The following is an 18183-nucleotide window of genomic DNA, read 5'->3' on the forward strand; positions in this document are numbered from 1 at the left end:
GGGGAGCCACCCCCGCCAGCTTGGACAGGTCGTGCCCGGCTACTGCGAACGGTCGACCTTGCGCCGTTCCCGACTGATGATCATTCCGCCGACGATGAGAACAATACCGCCGGCGTTCGCCCAGAGTGAACCCGGGACGCCGCTGATATAATCAAACGCCACCCCGGTTACCATCTGCCCGCCGATGATCAGCAGAGCCGAATTGATCGCGCCGATCCGCGCAATTGCCCAACTGCCGGCGGCCACGAAGACGACGCCGAGCGGACCACCCAGATAGGCATACCAGGGCGCCGCGGCGGCGCCTGCGGGAAGCAGGCTTCCGACGAAGAGACCAAGGCAGGTGAGGACGACAAAACCCACGGCGTGATTCCAGAAGGATGCGATCAGCGGACTCGTCGAGATGCTTAACCGCCCATTGAGCTGACGGCTGAGGCCGACGAGCACGCCGCCGAGGCAAGCAAGCAGAATGAAGAGCGTCACGCCGCACCTCGCCCGAACAATATGATCAGCGCCGCCCCCGCAACGACGAGGCCGAGTGCCGCGATGTCGCGTGCATCGGGGTGCCGCTTGCGCATGCCGAACAGTCCCCAACTGTCGGCCGCGACGCTGAAGACGACCTGGCCTGCCAGGCCGAGAGCCAAGGTGCCGGAGAGCCCGAGCGGTGAGTTGACCGCGGTCGAGGTCAGCATGACCGTTGCCGCGCCTGATATGCCGCCGAAATAGGCCCATAAGGGCGCCTTCAAGGTCTTTTCCTGCCTTGGCATTCGCCGCCGGTGAACCAGCAGGAGAAGTATGACGGCGGCGATGATGCCGGTGCCGTGAGCGGTCCAAGAGGAGAACAGCGGATTCCCGTAGCGTGCCAGCTCGCCATTGAGGTGCACCATGAAAGTTAGGAGCCCACCCGTGGCGAAAGCGCCGGCAAAGTAGATCGGATGCGGATTTCGTGCGGCGTCGATGGTCATTGCAGATCCCGTCAGCGAATCGATTGCGGCTAATGTTTTCAAATTGCCACTAAGGCCATTCATCGGCATCTTCAGCAAGACGCGGTGTCGTCATAGCCTGGCAGGCACGGAGGACGCGATCCTAAGGATCCAGCCACGTTGATCGCGTTTCTCCTCGATGCAAACGCACCGATCGTCAGGTCGGGGAGCGTCGGCGATCATAAGAAGATACCGCCGGCCATCGTCATGCGTGCTTTTCTGAAATGGAGGAAATTTCGCCGGATGTGGCGGCGTTCTTCATAGCGGAACCGCTCTATGATTACCGCAAGTCGCTTCCGCTTTCGGCAATTGTGCGGTAGCCTGTCCGTTCGTTCACATCCGGCGAAGGTTTCGCCGTGAGCCCGCAGATGTTGAGTACGGGCGAAGTTGCGATCGTCCAGAGTTTCGGAACAGTTTCCGTCATCCGTGATCCGGCTAAAATGCGATATGAACGGAACAAGCATGCCTGCAATTGGGTTTCGAACCTTAGCGTTTAAAAGGAGGAGCATCATGCCTACGGTTGCCGCGACGCCCATTACTCCGCCCGATCAGCACGTCGTCACCGCGCGCGAAGCCATCGAGCCGCTGTATGAGAAGCTCGAACTTCAAACGGAATCGCTGGTTCTTTCTGCAGCACTCGAAGCAGGATGGTCTCCGGACGAGGCAACGGAAGCGCTGGCGGCACTCAGACTGCAGGACGCGCTGTCCATCCTCGACGAACGGTCCGGCCAGTAAATTCGAGGAAAAATCGACGAGGGCGGCTAAGTGTCTCAAGATCGCGGCGGGGGCTTTGCCGATCTGATCTTGGGTGGGCGATCAATCCGGTCGTGTGCGATCCGACCAATGGCATGCCCGTATGCCCGGTCCCGCCGTCGAGGATCGTCCTAATGCAGTAGTCATCTCGATTCCTCACAAGCTGGCGTAGAGAGCAATTCACGCCGGGAACAATAGTTCAACGACCGTTCCTTTGCCCGGCGCCGAGGCAATGCGAGCGTCGCCGCCGCTCTGGCGAACGAAGCCATAAACCACGGCCAGGCCAAGACCTGCGCCACCTTCCGCTTCGCGGGTTGTGAAATAGGGTTCAAAGGCTTTGTCAACGGCCTCTGGTGTCATTCCGATACCGTTGTCCGTAACGCTGACGCTGACGCCCGCCTCGCTGCTGGAACAGCGGATGAGGATCGTTCCGCCAGCCGGCATGGCTGCAGCGGCGTTGAGGCAGAGATTGAGGATCGATTGTTCGAAGAGCGCTGTATCAATGACCACTGTGGGCAGGTCGTCGGCAATATTGAAGGCAAGCCGGCATGTTTCGCCAATGGCTATTTCCAGCACGTCGGCCATGCCGCGCAGAACAGCGCCGATCTCCACCGGTCCTGGACGGATCGGCTGCTGGCTGCCGATGGAAAGCATGCTCCCGGCCAGCGACCTGCCGCGGTCGGCCGCCTTTCGGATGCGAGCGAGGTGCCGCTTCTGCCGGTCGTTGAATCCGGTTTCGCGCTCCAGCAGGCCGAGGCTGCCTGTGATGATGCCGATCATGTTGCCTACCTCGTGGCTCACCTGGTGGGTCATGCGCATGATGCCGTCGAGCCGTTGGATCTTTGCTGCCTCCGCCTCCTGCCGGTCCATGTCAGTGATATCGCGCGCCAGCAACACGATGCCGCCATCCGGTTGGCGCGATATCGACACTTCCGTCACCCGCCCAGCGTCAGAGCGGTGGCGCAGTACGGACCTGTCGGAGAGCAGACCGGCGTCGTTCTCGGCCGGCAGGAGTGCCGGATCGATCTCTGGCAGCGGCGTCACGAAATTGCGAAGCGGCAATTTCCTGGCCGAACCAGACCAGCCGACCAACTCGATGACGCGGCGGTTCATGGTGATCGGCCGGCCGCGCGGATCGAACAGCGCAATGCCCTCGTTCATGCTGCGGAAAGTGGAGCGGATGGTGCGGGCGGCGGCCTCCGCAGTGCGCCGTAGCCGCGTGACGCGTTCGACGCTTTCCCGGAATGCACGGAACGCTTCGAGCAGGCGCACCAGCTCGGTTTCCGTGCCGTCATAGCGCGGCGCGTCAACGTCCTTGCGCCCTTCTGCCAATGCATTCATGCCGTTCGAAAGCGCTACGATGCCGCGTGAGACACGCATGACCGAGCGGATCGAGACCACGGCCATCGCCAGCACCAGCAGCGAGGCGACGGCGACGATGACGAGGATGCGGCTCAAGGCATCGGAGGTCGAGACGAGGTCGTCGCTGAGGCCGCGGGCGACGGCCTCACTTTGGGTTTCAGTCGCGTGCGACAGATCGCGGGAAACACTATGCAGGCGCGAGACGGCAGCGCGGATGGCGAACATTTCGAGGAGATAACGCGTCTGCGCCTCGAAGACCCGTTCGTATGGGGCAAGTTCGGCGGCGCCGATCCGGATGTCCGGCGCGGCGCGTTCGAGGCGCGGCGCGGTCTCGGACACGTAGCGCCGCCGCAATTCGCCGAGCTGGAAGAGGCTGTCCGAGTTGGAGGCGGATTGCACGATGGCATTCAGCCGACTGCGGAGATCGGCATCGGCGATGCCGCTGCCGGTCGCAATTTCGCCAAGCGCTGCGGCAGCCTCGGCCTTGTGCTGCTGGGCGGATTCCGCGTCGCCTGCAAGCGCCGTCGTCTGCGTTCGGATCGTTTCCAGCAGATCGACGATGCGGCTGCCGGTAAAGCTATTCGCGGCAGCCTCGTCGTTTTCAGGTTGCATGGCGCGCAGCAATGCATCGACCTGCACGACGACCGAGCGGCTTTCGCTGGACACCCGATAGGGCGAGGTCGCATTCATCAGGAAGGGTGCGCTGGAGACGAGATCGGAAACCTGCCGCGAGACCAGCGAAGCCTTGGCAAGACTCGAAAACGCCTGCAAGCCATAGGCGGCCATCTCTTGGCGCGCCCGCTGCAAGCCGTAGATGGCGATCGTTGCGAGGCTGAAGACGAGCACGCAGATAAAAACAATGGCGAAGGGCAGGCGAAAGGCGATGGAGGATAGGAACGGACGGCTGATCACCATGCGATCTCGCCCTCGTCAGTGTCGAGAACATAGCCCTTGCCGCGGCGCGTTTTGATATGGCGCGGAAGGTCTGGATTACGCTCGATCTTGCGACGCAGGCGCAGCACGAGCACGTCGACATTGCGGTCGATATAGCGCTCGCTCTCTGCGCCCAGCCGGTCGAGGATCTGGGCGCGGCTGACGGGTGTGTTGGGGGTTTCAGCAAGGATTTCGAGCAGCGCGAATTCGGCGCTCGTCAGCGACTTGGCTGGGTCAGTGCGGCAGGTGGCGCGGCGGCTCTTGAGATCCACTGACCAATCGCCGAGTCTAAGGGATGCGGGTTCGTGCTCTCGCTCGCTTTCGCGCTCCGGCTTCAGTGAAGGGATGGTCCGGCGCAGTACGGCCTTGATGCGGGCCGTCAATTCGATCGGCTCGAAAGGTTTGACGACATAGTCGTCCGCCGCCGTTTCAAGGCCGAGCACCCGGTCCACGGCGCTGCCGGCAGCCGTCACCATGACGATGCCAATATTGGTCTGAGCGCGCAGGCGCTGCGCGAAGGTGCGGCCGGAAGTGCCGGGCAGGTTATGGTCGACGAGCACGAGATGCACGGTTTCGCGCGAAAGCACGATTGCTGCTTCCTCCGCCGACGGTGCGGTGAGAGGCATCCAGCCCTCCGCCTCCACGAGGTCGGAGATCAGCTCCGCCATGTCCGGATCGTCCTCGACGATCAGAATGCTGATCCTCTCATTCAACACATGCACGTCCTCCCGCATCCATTATAGGCAGGGCTGTCACGATCTTCAAAGCGGGCTCGTGTTATGCGCTTTGTCACATTTGTAACCTTTGTCATTTTTGAGGGTTCGCCGCCGGCAAAGCTGTAAGAACCGTAACCATTCTTCGATTGCGCAAGGCAGCAGATGTGACATCCTGATTGCGGAGATTGGGACGCAGGGTCCGATGGGAGGGAATCGTGAGAGGCATCACCGCTTTCACCGCGGTCGCGGCTTTGTGGCTGGCGAGCACCGGCACCGGCATGGCTGCCCCGTCACTCACCGTTTTGTGCGGTGTGGACGAGATGTGGTGCGCTGCGATGAAGACGGCCTATGAGGCAAAGAGCGGGCACGAAATCTCGGTGACCCGCAAGAGCACCGGCGATATCCTCAATCAGATCCGCGCCGAGAAAGCAGCACCGACCGTCGACGTATGGTGGGGCGGCACGGGCGACACCCATCTGCAGGCCGGTTCTGAAAATCTCCTCGAACCCTACCAGCCTGCCCATGAGCGCGACATGCTGCCCTGGGCGCAGAATTTTTTCGCCATGTCCGGCGGCCGCTCGGCCGGTATCTATGCCGGGGCGCTCGGCTTTGCCTACAATGCCGATCTCTTACGCGAGCTGAAGCTGCCGGCGCCGACCTGCTGGAAGGACCTGACGGATCCCGCCTATCGCGGCCGCATCCAGAGCGGCAATCCGAATTCTTCCGGCACTGCCTTCACGACGCTTGCGACATTGGTTCAACTCTTCGGCGAGGACGAGGCCTTCCGCTATCTCGCAGCGCTCAACCGCAATATCGAGCGTTACACCCCCGCCGGATCCGCGCCTATCAAGGCGGCGGCGCGCGGAGAAACGCTGATTGGCATTTCCTTCATGCATGACGCCGTCACGCAGAAGCAAGCAGGCTTTCCGCTTGTGATCGTCGCGCCCTGCGAAGGCACCGGCTATGAGATCGGTGCCGTGAGCATCATCAAGGGTGCGAAGAACATCGAAGAAGCAAAGCGCTTCGTCGACTTCGCACTGAGCCCTGAAGGACAGGGTACGGGAGCGGCGTCCGGCCAGAACCAGGTGCCATCCAACGCGAAATCCAGCCTGCCGATCGCAGCGCCTGACATTTCGATGATCAAGATGGTCGACTATGACTTCGCCACCTTCGGTTCGCCGGAAGAACGAAGTCGACTGCTCCGCAGGTTCGATGCCGAAATCGCCGCAACGAACTGATCGAGCAATTAGACAAACCGCAATGCGACATCGTGAACGCGCCGCCGCGGGCAGGCCGACGGCCCCGCTGTGTCTTGTTCATGCGAAATCAAACCCAGGCAACAGGAGGATGCCACTATGAAAACCAAGACCCTTTCCCTCATGCTCTTCGCCGGCACGGCGCTCGCGGCGCTACCAGCGCAGGCGGCTGGCGAACTCAACCTCATCTGCTCGGCCGACGTCGTCATCTGCGAGCAGATGAAGGGCGATTTCGAGAAGGCGCATAGCGACATCAAGGTGAATATGGTTCGCCTCTCGTCCGGCGAGACCTACGCCAAGGTGCGCGCCGAGGCTCGCAACCCGAAGACCGACATCTGGTGGGCCGGCACGGGCGACCCGCATCTTCAGGCAGCATCGGAAAATCTGACGCTGGAATACAAGTCGCCGAAGCTCGATGAACTCAACGACTGGGCGAAGAAGCAGGCCGAAAGCTCCGGCTACAAGACGGTCGGCGTCTATGCCGGCGCGCTCGGTTGGGGCTACAACACGGAAATCTTCAAAACCAAGGGCTATAAGGAGCCGGTCTGCTGGGCCGACCTTCTGGCGCCGGAATTGAAGGGCGAAATCCAGATCGCCAACCCGAATTCTTCCGGCACCGCCTATACGGCGCTCGCCTCGCTCGTGCAGATCATGGGTGAGGACCAGGCCTTCGACTACCTGAAGAAGCTGAACGGCAACATCTCGCAATATACTAAGTCCGGCTCGGCACCCGTCAAGGCGGCTGCACGCGGCGAGACGGCACTCGGCATCGTCTTCGTGCACGACGCGGTGGCGCAGACGGCGGAAGGTTTCCCGGTCACGGCGATCACGCCCTGCGAAGGCACCGGCTATGAGATCGGCTCCATGTCGATCATCAAGGGTGCACGCAACCTCGACAATGCGAAGATCTGGTACGACTGGGCGCTGACGGCGGAAGTCCAGTCCCGCATGAAGGATGCAAAGTCCTTCCAGTTGCCTTCCAACAAGAGCGCGACCATCCCTAAGGAAGCGCCACGCTTCGAGGACATCAAGCTGATCGACTACGACTTCAAGACCTATGGCGACCCGGCAAAGCGCAAGGCACTGCTGGAACGCTGGGATCGCGAAATCGGCGCCGCCGCCAACTGATGTCCTGACAGGCGGCGCCTGCCTCCACAGGCGCCGCCTTCCTACACTCAAAAACAGCGAGGTCAGCCATGAGACATGGCAATCGCAGGCTGGACGTGGTCCTGCTCCTGGGCGTGGTCGCATTGACCCTGTTGCCCTGGTATCGGATCGAGAACGGCTTCTTCGGGCTCGGTTGGCTGGCCGGTTTCCCCCTTTCCACGGAGGCCGCCCCCGGTCTCGTACAGATCTTCGCGCATGACCGGCCATGGCTTGCCGCTGCGCTCGTGCTCCTTCTCCTGGCGGTCGCGGGTCGCGGCATGGTGGATCCGATGCGCCGCGGCGCCATGCTGGCCTGGACCGGCGCGATCGGCGTTCTCTTCCTCTCGCTCCAGGGCCTCGCCATCGGCTTTTCCGGCTGGAACTGGACGGTGAGCGACATGCTCTTTGGTCCGCTCTCGAACGGCCAGCCCGCCATGGGGGCGGGTGCGGTGCTCTCTTCCATCACGTTCGTGCTGCTCTTCGCCTTCGGGCTTGCCGAGCGCGGCGTGATGAAGGGCGATGCCTTTGTCGTCAGCGCAATCGCGCTGCTGGTCTTCCTCGTCGCGGTCTTCGTCTTCTACCCGATCGGCAGCATGTTCGTCGGTTCGGTGCAGGATTTCGACGGCTCGTTCAATGCGGATAACTTCATCCACAACATCCAGGATCCGAGCATCTGGAGCCTCAACTGTGTAATCGGCGCCGGCCGCTGCGGCGTCGCCTGGCGCACGCTGTGGCTAGCCATCATGACCGGCCTCGGCTCGACCTTGCTCGGCCTTGCCTTCGCGCTCGTCGCCACCCGCACGCGCTTTCCTTTCAAGAAGGGCCTGCGGCTGCTGACGATCCTGCCGATCATCACGCCGCCCTTTGTCATCGGTCTGGCGCTGACGCTGCTCTTCGGCCGCGCCGGTGTCGTCACGCAGGGGCTGTCGCAACTGTTCGGCCTAGAGCCCGGTCGCTGGCTCTATGGCCTTACCGGCATCTGGATTGCGCAGGTGCTGTCCTTCACGCCGATCTCCTTCCTCGTGCTGATCGGAGTCGCCGAAGGCGTCAGCCCGTCGATGGAAGAGGCCTCCACGACACTGCGCGCCGACCGTTGGCGCACCTTCTCGCGGGTGTCGCTGCCGCTGATGAAGCCCGGTCTCGCCAACGCCTTCCTCATCGGCTTTATCGAAAGCATGGCCGATTTCGGCAACCCGCTGGTGCTCGGCGGCAGCCATGGCGTGCTTTCGACGGAAATCTTCTTCGCCGTCGTCGGCTCGCAGAATGATCCCTCGCGCGCTGCCGTGCTCGCCATGGTGCTGCTCGCCTTCACGCTCTCCGCCTTCCTCGCCCAGCGTCTGTGGCTGGCGGGCAAGAACTTTGCCACCGTCACCGGCAAGGGCGACAGCGGATCGCATATCGCCCTGCCGCGCGGGCTGTCGATCGGCATTCACGCCGTCGTCATCCCCTGGATCCTTTTCACGCTCGTCATCTATGGCATGATCCTGATCGGCGGCTTCGTGAAGACCTGGGGCCTCGACAATTCGCTGACGCTCGACCACTACGCCAAGGCCTTTTCGATCAGCTTCGAAAACGGGATTGCCTGGACGGGTGTCGCCTGGAACTCGTTCTGGACAACGATGGAGATCGCGCTGGTCTCCGCCCCGCTGACAGCCGCAGTCGGTCTACTTACAGCCTACATCATCGTGCGCCAGAAATTCGCCGGCAAGAATGCCTTCGAATTCGCCCTGATGATGAGCTTCGCCATTCCCGGCACGGTCATCGGCGTCAGCTACATCATGGCCTTCAACCTGCCGCCGCTCGAGATGACCGGCTCGGCGCTGATCCTGATCGCTTGCTTCGTTTTCCGCAACATGCCGGTCGGCGTGCGCGGCGGCATCGCTGCGATGAGCCAGCTCGACAAGAGCTTGGATGAGGCCTCGCTGACGCTCCGGGCCAACAGTTTCCGCACGATTCGCAAGGTCATCCTGCCGCTCCTGCGTCCTGCCATCACTGCCGCGCTCGTCTATTCCTTCGTGCGTGCCATCACCTCCATCAGCGCCGTCATCTTCCTCGTCAGCGCCGAGTACAACATGGCGACCTCCTACATCGTCGGCCTCGTCGAGAATGGCGAATACGGCGTGGCGATCGCCTATTCCTCCATGCTGATTGTCGTGATGATCACCGTCATCGCCGGCTTCCAGCTCATCGTGGGCGAGCGGCGCCTGCGCCGTGAAAACCGCGTCGCCGGCCTCGCCACCTCCGCTTCCTCTCGTCAGGAGAAAATCGCATGATCAACCAAAAAGCCGGTTCCGTCGTCTTCCAGAACGTGCGCAAGACGTTCGGCGCCTTCACCGCCATTGCCGACCTGTCGCTCACAATCGAGCCCGGCACGCTCGTCACCCTGCTTGGCCCTTCCGGCTGCGGCAAGACGACGACGCTGCGCATGCTTGCCGGCCTCGAACATCCTTCGGCCGGCAAAATTCTCATCGGCGGCAAGGACGTCACCATGCTGCCGGCCAACGAGCGCGATGTCTCGATGGTGTTCCAGTCCTATGCGCTTTTTCCGCATATGAATGCGCGCGACAACGTCGCCTATGGCTTGGAATCCTCCGGCCTCAGCCGCAAGGAAGCACGCGAGAAGGCGGAGGAGGGGCTGGCGCTCGTCGGTCTTGCCGGCATGGGCCACCGCCTCCCCGCCGAACTCTCCGGCGGCCAGCAGCAGCGCGTCGCCGTCGCCCGCGCACTGGTGCTGGAGCCGCAGGTGCTGCTGCTCGATGAGCCGCTCTCAAATCTCGATGCACGCCTGCGCCGCAAGGTGCGCACGGATATCCGCCAACTCCAGCAGCGCCTGGGCTTCACGGCCGTCTATGTCACGCACGATCAAGACGAGGCGCTTGCCGTGTCCGACCGCATCATCGTCATGAAGGACGGCGAAATCGCCCAGTCCGGCGCCCCGCGCGATCTCTATGAAGCGCCGGCTTCCGCCTTCATCGCCGATTTCATGGGGGAAGCGAATGTCATCCCATGCGAGGTGGTCGGCATCGATGGCGGCGATGCTGAAATCCGCATTGGTAGCTTCAGGCATCGCGTGCCGGCGGGCGCGGCGACGCCGGGCGCGGCAAGCCTTGCCGTACGACCCGGCGCGATCGCGCTTTCGGAAGGACGCGGGCAGGGGCTTGCCGGCCGCATCCTGCACTCGGCCTATCTCGGAGATCATGTCGAGTACGAGGTCGAAACCGACGTCGGCACGCTCTTCATCGTCGACCATGCCGTCGACCGCATCCTGCCGGTTGCTTCCGACACGACACTCGGCTTCCGAAGTCGCGGCATTGCTCTTATCAGCGCGTGAGAGCTCTCCGGCGAAGCTGTGAGACGACTGGCGTTCGATCCCGGTCTACCAAAATGAACGCGCCTCCTGGAATCTCCGCTTCAAATCAATGTCCCACCCGTCTGAAGGAATAGGAATGATTGATATTCTGTCGCTCGAAAATGATTTCGAGGCTGTTATTTTTGATTGCGACGGTACACTCGTTGACACGCCGCCTATTTATGCGGACGCATGGATGGCCGGCCTTTCACTTTCCGGCAAGCCGATGAACCGGGATTGGTATCTGCTGCGGGCAGGCATGTCCGAAGGCGTTCTTATGGACGCCTTCGAGCGAGATTTCGACGTCGTGCTTGATCGCGAATCCGTGATCGCCGCCATGCGATCGCACTTTCTCCAGAATGTGCACAAGGTGCTCGAAGTTGGTGCGGTTGCTGCAACCGTTCGCCGGTTGGCGGGCTTGCTTCCAATGGCCGTTGCATCGGGCGGTTCTCGTGAGATTGTGACGGCGACGCTGGAAGGGACGGGTCTGCGGACGTATTTCGATCACATTGTCACGATCGACGACGTGGCAAATCCAAAGCCGGCGCCAGACCTGTTTTTGCAGGCGGCCGGTTTATTGGGAGTAAACCCGGCCCGGTGCGTCGTGTTCGAAGATAGCGAACAAGGCCTTGAATCGGCCCGACGGGCGGGTATGAGCGCCATTGACGTGAACTGCATCGATGCCCATGAGCAGCAATGCGGCATGAACAGAGGCGACAGCTTGCAGATCAATGCCTGAAAATTCGCTTGTACGGTCGCTTCGCTCGCCTTCGCCTGCGGAGCCTCGTCTGAAACAGCCAACGACAAGAACCATCACATGGAGTACCAGCATTATGCCGTACGAGACGGAACTTGATACACGCTTCGCCCTCGCCAAAGCCATTGCGCAGGAGGCGGGCGCCATGGCGCTCGATTATTTCAACGGCCGCGAGACGCTGGTGATCGAGACGAAGCGGGATTTGCAGGATGTCGTTTCAATCGCCGACCGTGACGTCGAGACGCTCCTGCGACAGCGCGTGGCAGAAGCCTTTCCTGCAGATGGATTTCTTGGTGAGGAATACGGTTATCAGCAAGGGCAGTCGGGATTGACATGGGTGGTTGATCCGATCGACGGAACGGCGCCCTTCGTCAATGGCATGCCAACTTGGTGTGTATCGATTGCCGTTCTGCACCGCGGCGTGCCGGTGATCGGCGTGATCCATGTTCCCTGCGCTGATGAACTCTATGCAGCGGCAGCAGGCATGGGCGCAAGCCTGAACGGCAAGACTCTGAACCTCGATCCGTCGCGGACTTTGCAGAATGCGATAACCGGCATCGGCTGCAACTCCTATGTCACGCCGGAACGGGTAGGTGCAATTGTCTCTGCCCTGCTCGGCAAAGGTGGAAATTTCATCCGCAATGGCTCCGGTGCGCTGATGCTCGCCTATGTGGCCGCTGGCCGCCTTGTCGGCTATTACGAGCCCCACATGCGTGCCTGGGACTGCATGGCGGGCTACTGCCTCGTCAAGGAGGCCGGTGGAACCCATCTAGCCTTCCCGGCCGAGGGTGAAGCCTTGTTGCAGGGCCATCCGGTGCTGGCGAGCAATCAGACAGTTTATGGTGATTTGCTGGCAATCCATACCGGCTGAATCTTGTAGACAGCCCAGAGCAGGTCTCTGGCGCGCTTCGCTCAAGCAGAGCCAGGATCTGTTCCTCAAGTTCGATTTCTTCGGCGTCACGGCAATCGTCCTGGTTCTCAGTTTTGAGCGTCAAATCCAACCCAGCCGCTCAGATGGAGCGACCAATGTCATCAAAAACGCGACGAACTCACTCGTGAGCCGGGTTACAACGTGCGCGTTCGCCCGAATGACCGCAACAGCAGATTGAGAGACACGGCAACCTTGTCGATGTCGCGAACGTCTCGCGAATAGCGACCGGTGTAGAGTTTTACAATCATCCTGTCGCGAGCAGAGCCGCTGAGTTCGAAATACAAGTGCAGGTAATAGGCTTGCTTGTCGCCGCCGCGACTTACGCTCCTTCGTCGTTGGGTGATCTGTCCGAGCTCCGCTTTGATCGGGGCGAAGCCAGAAAGTTTCAGCATCGCCGATTTGGATTGAAATCGCGCCATATCAGGGACTGCAACGACCGCCTTGTCGAGTGCCAGACTGACGACTTGGCCGGGGACATTGTCGACAATAGCGGGCTCATCGAGCTTGAACGCATGAAACAGGCGCCGAGGTTTCTCAAAGCAGATGAGTGACGCGATGAGCAGGACGACGATGTTGATCCCTGACCACCAGGCCGCGACCGGCGAAAACTGGCCTTGTACATGCGACGTTTCCGGTACGATGTTGACCAGCAGACCAACCACGGTGATCGTGATCATGCTTGCGATCCAGGCGAAGCTGTAGCGGTCGAACTGGTTCGCCTCGTTGCCACTGCCCTTTGGCGTCACCCTGAAAGGCTTGCCAAATGGCCTCACCAGGCTGGAGACCACGGTCGGCAACATGCGGAATGTCGCAAAGGTCCCGACGGCGCTGGAAACCACAGGCAGATAGCGCGTCGGCGTGATCCAAAGCATGAGGAGAAAATACGCCGCCAGCAGCGGCACCTGATGAGACACATAATCGGCTATATCAGTAAAATAGAGCGGAAGCAGGCCGAACCAGAGATAGACGACGGGGACGAGCAATATCGTGAAGCGGACCAGATACTGCACCAGCCATGATGCCGGCAGGAACATGATCCGTTGAAAGAGCGTCAATCCCGGGCCGCGCAGCGGGCCATTATACAGGTAAAGGGTTTGAATACCCCCCTGACACCAGCGTTCGCGCTGCACAAAATAACCGGTCAAATTTTCGGCGGCCAGTCCCATCGATAGCCGCTCGTTCAGGTAGCGCGTCTTGTAGCCTTTGTTGAGCATCGAAAGAGTTGTCAGCAGGTCTTCTGTGATCGACTCCGTCGGAAAACCGCCAATTGCGTCGATCGCTTGCCGCCGGGCAATCGAGCATGACCCACAGCAGAAACTGACGTCCCAGGCATCTCGGCTGGGCGCAATCTCGTCGAAAAACAAACGCTGCTCGTCCGGCCAGATATTCTCCAGGCCCAGGTTTGATTGCACCGGATCGACATTGAAGAAATGTTGAGGCGTCTGAACAATGCCGATGCTTTCGTCGGAAAAGAAGGGCAGCGTTCGGCGAAGGAAATGCCGATAGGGAACAAAATCGGCGTCGAAGATCGCAATAAATTCGCCCGAGCTGACCTTCAGCCCATTGTTCATATTGCCGGCTTTGGCATGGCTGTTGTCGGCGCGCGTGACGTGGATGACGTTCTTTTCTTCGCAATAGGCCTTCAGCCAATCCCGGCGTTGATCGTCAAGCACATACACATTCAATTTGTCCGCAGGATAATCCAGCGAGCGGGCGCCGATGATGGTTCGCTCGAGAACATCGAGCGGCTCGTTATAGGTGGGAATGAAAACATCGACTGTCGGCAGCTCACGTTTGTCGCGCGCGAAGAAAACACGACCCAGCCTGTCCGTTTCCGCGCTCCGGTCGACATAGCGGCTCATCAATACCAGAAAGAGGATGACTTCGACGCAGGCCAGAACCTCGACCACAAAGAGGATCCAGACCCAGTAGAAACTCGCACCGTCATTCGGATAGGGAAGCACCGTCTCGGTCAAGCGCCAGAACATGTATCGCAAGGCGAATGCTGCGACGAACGCGCAGGTCACCGCCCGTGTCCAGGTGTGATGCCGCGACCAATTGAACGGCCCCAGAAAGAAGAAGGCCAGAACGAGAAAGGTCGGAACCAGCGCTAAAAAATACTGAACCACAGGCTTTTGACCCAGTTGGACACGTTGATACCATGCTTGGAAAACCGTACCTGCACTGTGCGCCCCACCTGGCAGGAATTCGCAAAGTCGCCGTTCATGAAGGACGGATCGAGGCGAACGCGAATGCGGGCATTACGCTCGGTCGACGGCGGCAAACTGGCGGCAAAGGAATCGGTCTCGACCGAAGCCGAACTGCCTCTGGCAGAAATGACCGTTCCTTTGAAGACATCGCTGCGGCCGAACAAGCGCACCTGTGCGACAAGTCCCGGATAGATCTCGTCGTAATTGACCTCGGGAACGAGGATATCCACAAACAGCTCTCGACAGTCGAGGAGGCGCATCAACTCGTCGTTCAGCACCACGTTGGAACCGTCGACGATGCTCCTGGTCCAAACAACGCCGTCGAACGGCGCTATCGCGGTTGCGGACTCAAGGCTGCTGACGCGATCTGCCTCTTTGATCAGCTGCTTTTGTACTTCGGTGGCTCGTGTCTCGTTTTCCGCGATGCGTGAGTTCAAGTCGTTGATGCGAACGACAACCTCGTCTTCACGCTGTCGCGAATAAGGCACGTCATTCTGTCCGTCGCCGAAGACAAAGATACCCTGGCGGACCGCATTGAGCCTTTGTTCCAATTGATCGACAGTCAAATTGCTGATTTCGACCTCGCCGCCAGTCGCAGCTCCGGCGGCCCGCGCGACCTCGACCAGCTTCTGCGTCAGAATGCCTTTTGACTCGAGCTCCATCCGGCGGTTCAGGTCGACCTGCGCGACCAGATCCTGAGCTTGCGACACTTCGACTTTTTTCCGCAGGATTTCAACTTCGCGCTCGAGATTGGCAATGGTGGTCTGCCTGTAGATTTCCAATCTGGCAGACAATTCCTCGCGAAGCGCGGAGAGCTCTTCCCGTTCCTTTTTAAGGGCCGCGACGCGGTCGAGCGCCGTGTTGCGATCTGCCTCGAGCGAAGCGAGGATTGCCCGATTGACGCGCGTATTTCTGATTTCTGCGAGGGGTTGCCCCGCCTTGACCGGGCTGCCGACCTTGAGGGGTTCTTCGGCAATCGTGCCGTCGATTGGCGCATTAACGACAGCAAACCGGGCATTGACCGTGCCATCAAGGCTGGTAAAGCCGGTAATCGTCGGCAATGACACGACGGTCACGAGTGCCAGCAGCAACAGGCCGACAACGATGCGTGTAATGCGATGATTCCAGATCATGTCGGCATCCGAAGGTATCGCGACTGCAGCCATCCGTCCCTATCGAGCCGGCACAGACGGATGCAACTCATTATTGCATAATTTAGCGCATGGAAATTTATAGGCAAGTGACGTCGTGAACCTGCTACAGAAACAGTTCGGCTCTGGACGAAATGCCGCCGACCGGGCGTGGCGCCGGCGGTGCAGGCCATGTGGTCAAGCCGGCGCGGCGGCTGACGTGGTGGGTCAGGGGTAGAGCGTAGGCGGTAGGGAGTGATTGAAATTACCGCGCCTAGCAAGGCCGCCATGTCATCGAGACAGAAACAGCAGAGCGGTTCAGCTTTTCACGAAAGCCCAGAACCGCTCTAACCTTTTTTATTTACGCAATTTCCAGCAAAAGCGCTTCGCGCTTGGCCTGAGAAAACCGCTTCTCACTTTTTCCGGAACTGCTTTAATTCGGTCGAAGCTTTTTGGTCGCGATCAGCATGACGAGATCTTCCGAGGCATCTGCGAGCGTCAATGCCAACTCGGCGGCCGACCATCCACGCTTCTGCAAACTGACGAGCATTTCCACCATTGCGACTTCGACTTCTCGTCTGCAGCTCGAAATCGGCTTCAATTGGATAACGTTCTCATCACATGCGGTAGTCATCTTAGCCTCCTCTGCCACATGAAAGGGCAGCGTCAAAGAAATTCGACAATGGGTGGATATGATAGGGGTTGCGTGCAAGCCTCGAGCCTTTACGCATCGACACAGATGGCCTCAGCTGCGCGCAACCCCTCGCGCGCCATTATTTGCCGATGTCCGGCATCAGGAGCGTCTCGCATGAATCTGCACGATGGGCGGTAGAATCTTTCCTGGCGCACCCTCAGGATAATTCCTGTTGCAAGCCAAGGCTTGCGCAAAGCGCACACGACTATTTCTCCGATAGTTCACGACCTATCCTCCCATGTTTGCATCTTTTGTTTTGAATGAGTGTCTTTTTACGTTGACGGCGCCTCGACACTACATTGCACCGGCAGTTGAGTATTTTGGAAATTTCCGAACGTCTTTCGGAATTAACCATTGCTTATTTAGATATATGAACGGGACGCAATTGTCGTTATCGCCGAATCCAGAAAATTATCGGTCCGTCCATTTCTGCTCGCAGAGGAATATGATAAGGCGATTATGCACGTTAAGCTTTAGCCAGTTCGGCTTTATTGGATGGCTGTTGTTTGCTTCAGTTTCAACAGTCCGGATCGGCTAATCCGCTGGAGGATTTGGATGGTTACGGAGTCTGGAGATGATCCCGCTGCGCGACCGGAATGGCCGGCGCACCTGGAGCGGCGGCGCTGGCCGCGCGAACCGCCTTCCCAGAGAGAACATCGGGTGGACGTTCCACCGGCCCTGGTGCCCCTGCGATTTTCGACGCACGAACTGCCACCGAAAGACCAGTTCCAGGCTTGGAGATCACATGTGGCGCCCCTTATGGATGTTCATCTGCCGGAAGGAAAATCGGAGGGCGACGGTTTTCTTGCGGAACAGACCGGCTGGCATCTCGGCGATATCCTCATCGTTCAGCAGCGCGCGCAGGCGTGCAGCTATATTCGCGATCAGGCGATGCTGCGATCGAGCCCAATCGATCACTGGAACGTCGGCATACTGCGCAGCGGCCGGGCCTGGACCGAGGCCGATCGGCATGTAACCGAGACCGGCCCGGGTGAGATATTTTTCAGGTCTCTTGGTTATCCGTACCGCGGGCGGATGACCGATTCAGTCGCTGTGCTCGTCTTCCTGCCCTATGAACTGTTGACCCGTGACGCGAGCCTTCTGCAGAACGCCAACAATACCGCCTTCTCCGGTAGCCTGGCTGAATTGCTGGTCAGCTATATCAACGGCCTGGAAGCGAACCTGAGCAGTTTGACAGTGGAGGAGGTGCCGCGGATCATCCGGACGATCGGCGATATGGTCGTTGCATGCGCTGCATCCTCCACAAGTTCTGACCGCGGTCACGAACAGACCAATATGGGACTGATGGAGCGGGCGCATCGCTATATTCACCTCAATCTTCATTCAGATAGCTTGACGCCTGAGGTCATGTGCCGTGCGCTGGGGATCTCGCGGACGCGGCTCTACCAATTGTTCGAAACGAGCGGGGGCGTCTTCAATTACATTCGCAAACGTCGCTTGCTGCAGGCCTATGCGGATCTTACGAACCCGACCGACACCAGGCCGATCTCGGAGATTGCCGAGGCCACTGGCTTCGACGTTGCAGCCAATTTCACCCGCGCGTTCAGCCATGAATTCGGGCTCAGCCCGCGTGAAGTCCGAAAGACCATAGCAACCGAGCGCCCGGCCATCCCAGCAACACGTTCCATGCGACGTGTCGGGACAACGATCGGCGACTGGCTGACGCTGGCACATTGATGCGGGAAGGCGAAAAAACAATTTTCTTGGTATTTTCAAGTATTTATTCAGATACTGTTGCCATCCGTCTTTAAGTTCCATAACACATGTTATGCCAGATTCGCCTGTAGCGGCTATTTAGTAATGCGACAGTTGGGCCAGTTAGAGATGCGACAGTCTCGCCTCTCGACGTGCTGGTCAATACCAACGTTGGGAGCAAGGATGGCGACTTCAGCCTGGTGGAGACCATGAGCGTTCGGAGTCGTGATGTCCTGTTTGATCACCATGT

The 18183-nt window shown here is 59.8% G+C and carries 15 protein-coding genes and 1 pseudogene; 9 read left to right on the forward strand and 7 right to left on the reverse strand.

What is annotated here, in order from left to right:
• Positions 1 to 39 precede the first annotated feature (39 nt).
• Both GGD53_RS19970 and GGD53_RS19975 read right to left on the reverse strand, forming a co-directional pair.
• Positions 40 to 480, reverse strand: coding sequence for a DMT family transporter (locus tag GGD53_RS19970; protein ID WP_184458609.1), 441 nt, complete (start codon positions 478 to 480; stop codon positions 40 to 42).
• The gene (locus GGD53_RS19975) at positions 477 to 962 is read right to left on the reverse strand and encodes a DMT family transporter (protein ID WP_184458610.1); all 486 of its coding nucleotides are present in this window, start codon (positions 960 to 962) and stop codon (positions 477 to 479) included. Before GGD53_RS19975 ends, GGD53_RS19970 begins: the two co-directional genes overlap by 4 nt.
• Positions 963 to 1097: 135 nt before the next feature.
• Between GGD53_RS19975 and GGD53_RS32295 the strand changes: the two are divergent.
• Positions 1098 to 1244, forward strand: a pseudogene (locus GGD53_RS32295) (pirin family protein); the annotation flags it as partial.
• Between the two features lie 246 nt (positions 1245 to 1490).
• Positions 1491 to 1715 carry a hypothetical protein gene (locus GGD53_RS19980; RefSeq protein WP_064695708.1) on the forward strand — a complete coding sequence of 75 codons (225 nt, stop codon included), beginning with the start codon at positions 1491 to 1493 and terminating at the stop codon, positions 1713 to 1715.
• Positions 1716 to 1913: 198 nt separating this feature from the next.
• Here the strand turns inward: GGD53_RS19980 and GGD53_RS19985 are convergent, their stop codons facing one another.
• Positions 1914 to 4007 (reverse strand): ATP-binding protein, encoded by a 2094-nt coding sequence (locus GGD53_RS19985; protein WP_184458624.1) that lies wholly within the window; start codon positions 4005 to 4007, stop codon positions 1914 to 1916.
• Entirely contained in the window at positions 4004 to 4744 is a 741-nt protein-coding gene (locus GGD53_RS19990; protein ID WP_184458611.1) for a response regulator, read from the reverse strand. The genes GGD53_RS19985 and GGD53_RS19990 overlap by 4 nt, the downstream gene beginning before the upstream one ends.
• 215 nt (positions 4745 to 4959) lie before the next feature.
• Between GGD53_RS19990 and GGD53_RS19995 the strand changes: the two genes are divergently transcribed.
• From GGD53_RS19995 to GGD53_RS20020, 6 genes are all read left to right on the forward strand, one after another.
• The gene (locus GGD53_RS19995; protein WP_184458612.1) at positions 4960 to 5982 is read left to right on the forward strand and encodes an extracellular solute-binding protein; all 1023 of its coding nucleotides are present in this window, start codon (positions 4960 to 4962) and stop codon (positions 5980 to 5982) included.
• A gap of 117 nt (positions 5983 to 6099) precedes the next feature.
• Positions 6100 to 7128, forward strand: a complete 1029-nt coding sequence (locus tag GGD53_RS20000) for an ABC transporter substrate-binding protein (RefSeq protein ID WP_184458613.1) — start codon at positions 6100 to 6102, stop codon at positions 7126 to 7128.
• A 68-nt stretch (positions 7129 to 7196) separates the two neighbouring features.
• A complete protein-coding gene (locus GGD53_RS20005; protein ID WP_184458614.1) occupies positions 7197 to 9419 on the forward strand; it encodes an ABC transporter permease in 2223 nt (740 codons plus the stop codon).
• Positions 9416 to 10477: an ABC transporter ATP-binding protein gene (locus tag GGD53_RS20010; protein WP_184458615.1), complete on the forward strand. Its 1062-nt coding sequence runs from the start codon at positions 9416 to 9418 to the stop codon at positions 10475 to 10477. Before GGD53_RS20005 ends, GGD53_RS20010 begins: the two co-directional genes overlap by 4 nt.
• Positions 10478 to 10592: 115 nt before the next feature.
• Entirely contained in the window at positions 10593 to 11234 is a 642-nt protein-coding gene (locus GGD53_RS20015) for an HAD family hydrolase (RefSeq protein ID WP_184458616.1), read from the forward strand.
• Positions 11235 to 11328: 94 nt separating this feature from the next.
• Positions 11329 to 12123 (forward strand): inositol monophosphatase family protein, encoded by a 795-nt coding sequence (locus GGD53_RS20020; protein ID WP_210303285.1) that lies wholly within the window; start codon positions 11329 to 11331, stop codon positions 12121 to 12123.
• Positions 12124 to 12317: 194 nt separating this feature from the next.
• On the opposite strand, the gene GGD53_RS20025 is transcribed toward GGD53_RS20020, so the two are convergent.
• From GGD53_RS20025 to GGD53_RS20035, 3 genes are all read right to left on the reverse strand, one after another.
• A complete protein-coding gene (locus GGD53_RS20025; RefSeq protein ID WP_184458617.1) occupies positions 12318 to 14312 on the reverse strand; it encodes a glycosyltransferase in 1995 nt (664 codons plus the stop codon).
• On the reverse strand, positions 14294 to 15526 hold the full coding sequence (locus GGD53_RS20030) for an HlyD family secretion protein (RefSeq protein WP_184458618.1): 1233 nt from the start codon (positions 15524 to 15526) through the stop codon (positions 14294 to 14296). Before GGD53_RS20030 ends, GGD53_RS20025 begins: the two co-directional genes overlap by 19 nt.
• A 430-nt stretch (positions 15527 to 15956) precedes the next feature.
• The gene (locus GGD53_RS20035) at positions 15957 to 16157 is read right to left on the reverse strand and encodes a hypothetical protein (RefSeq protein ID WP_184458619.1); all 201 of its coding nucleotides are present in this window, start codon (positions 16155 to 16157) and stop codon (positions 15957 to 15959) included.
• A 615-nt stretch (positions 16158 to 16772) separates the two neighbouring features.
• On the opposite strand from GGD53_RS20035, the gene GGD53_RS20040 reads away from it, so the two are divergent.
• Complete coding sequence (locus tag GGD53_RS20040) at positions 16773 to 17915, forward strand: helix-turn-helix domain-containing protein (protein WP_184458620.1); 1143 nt, start codon at positions 16773 to 16775, stop codon at positions 17913 to 17915.
• Positions 17916 to 18183: the final 268 nt, after the last annotated feature.

It is taken from the genome of Rhizobium aethiopicum (assembly GCF_014197535.1).
Taxonomy (GTDB): domain Bacteria; phylum Pseudomonadota; class Alphaproteobacteria; order Rhizobiales; family Rhizobiaceae; genus Rhizobium; species Rhizobium aethiopicum_A.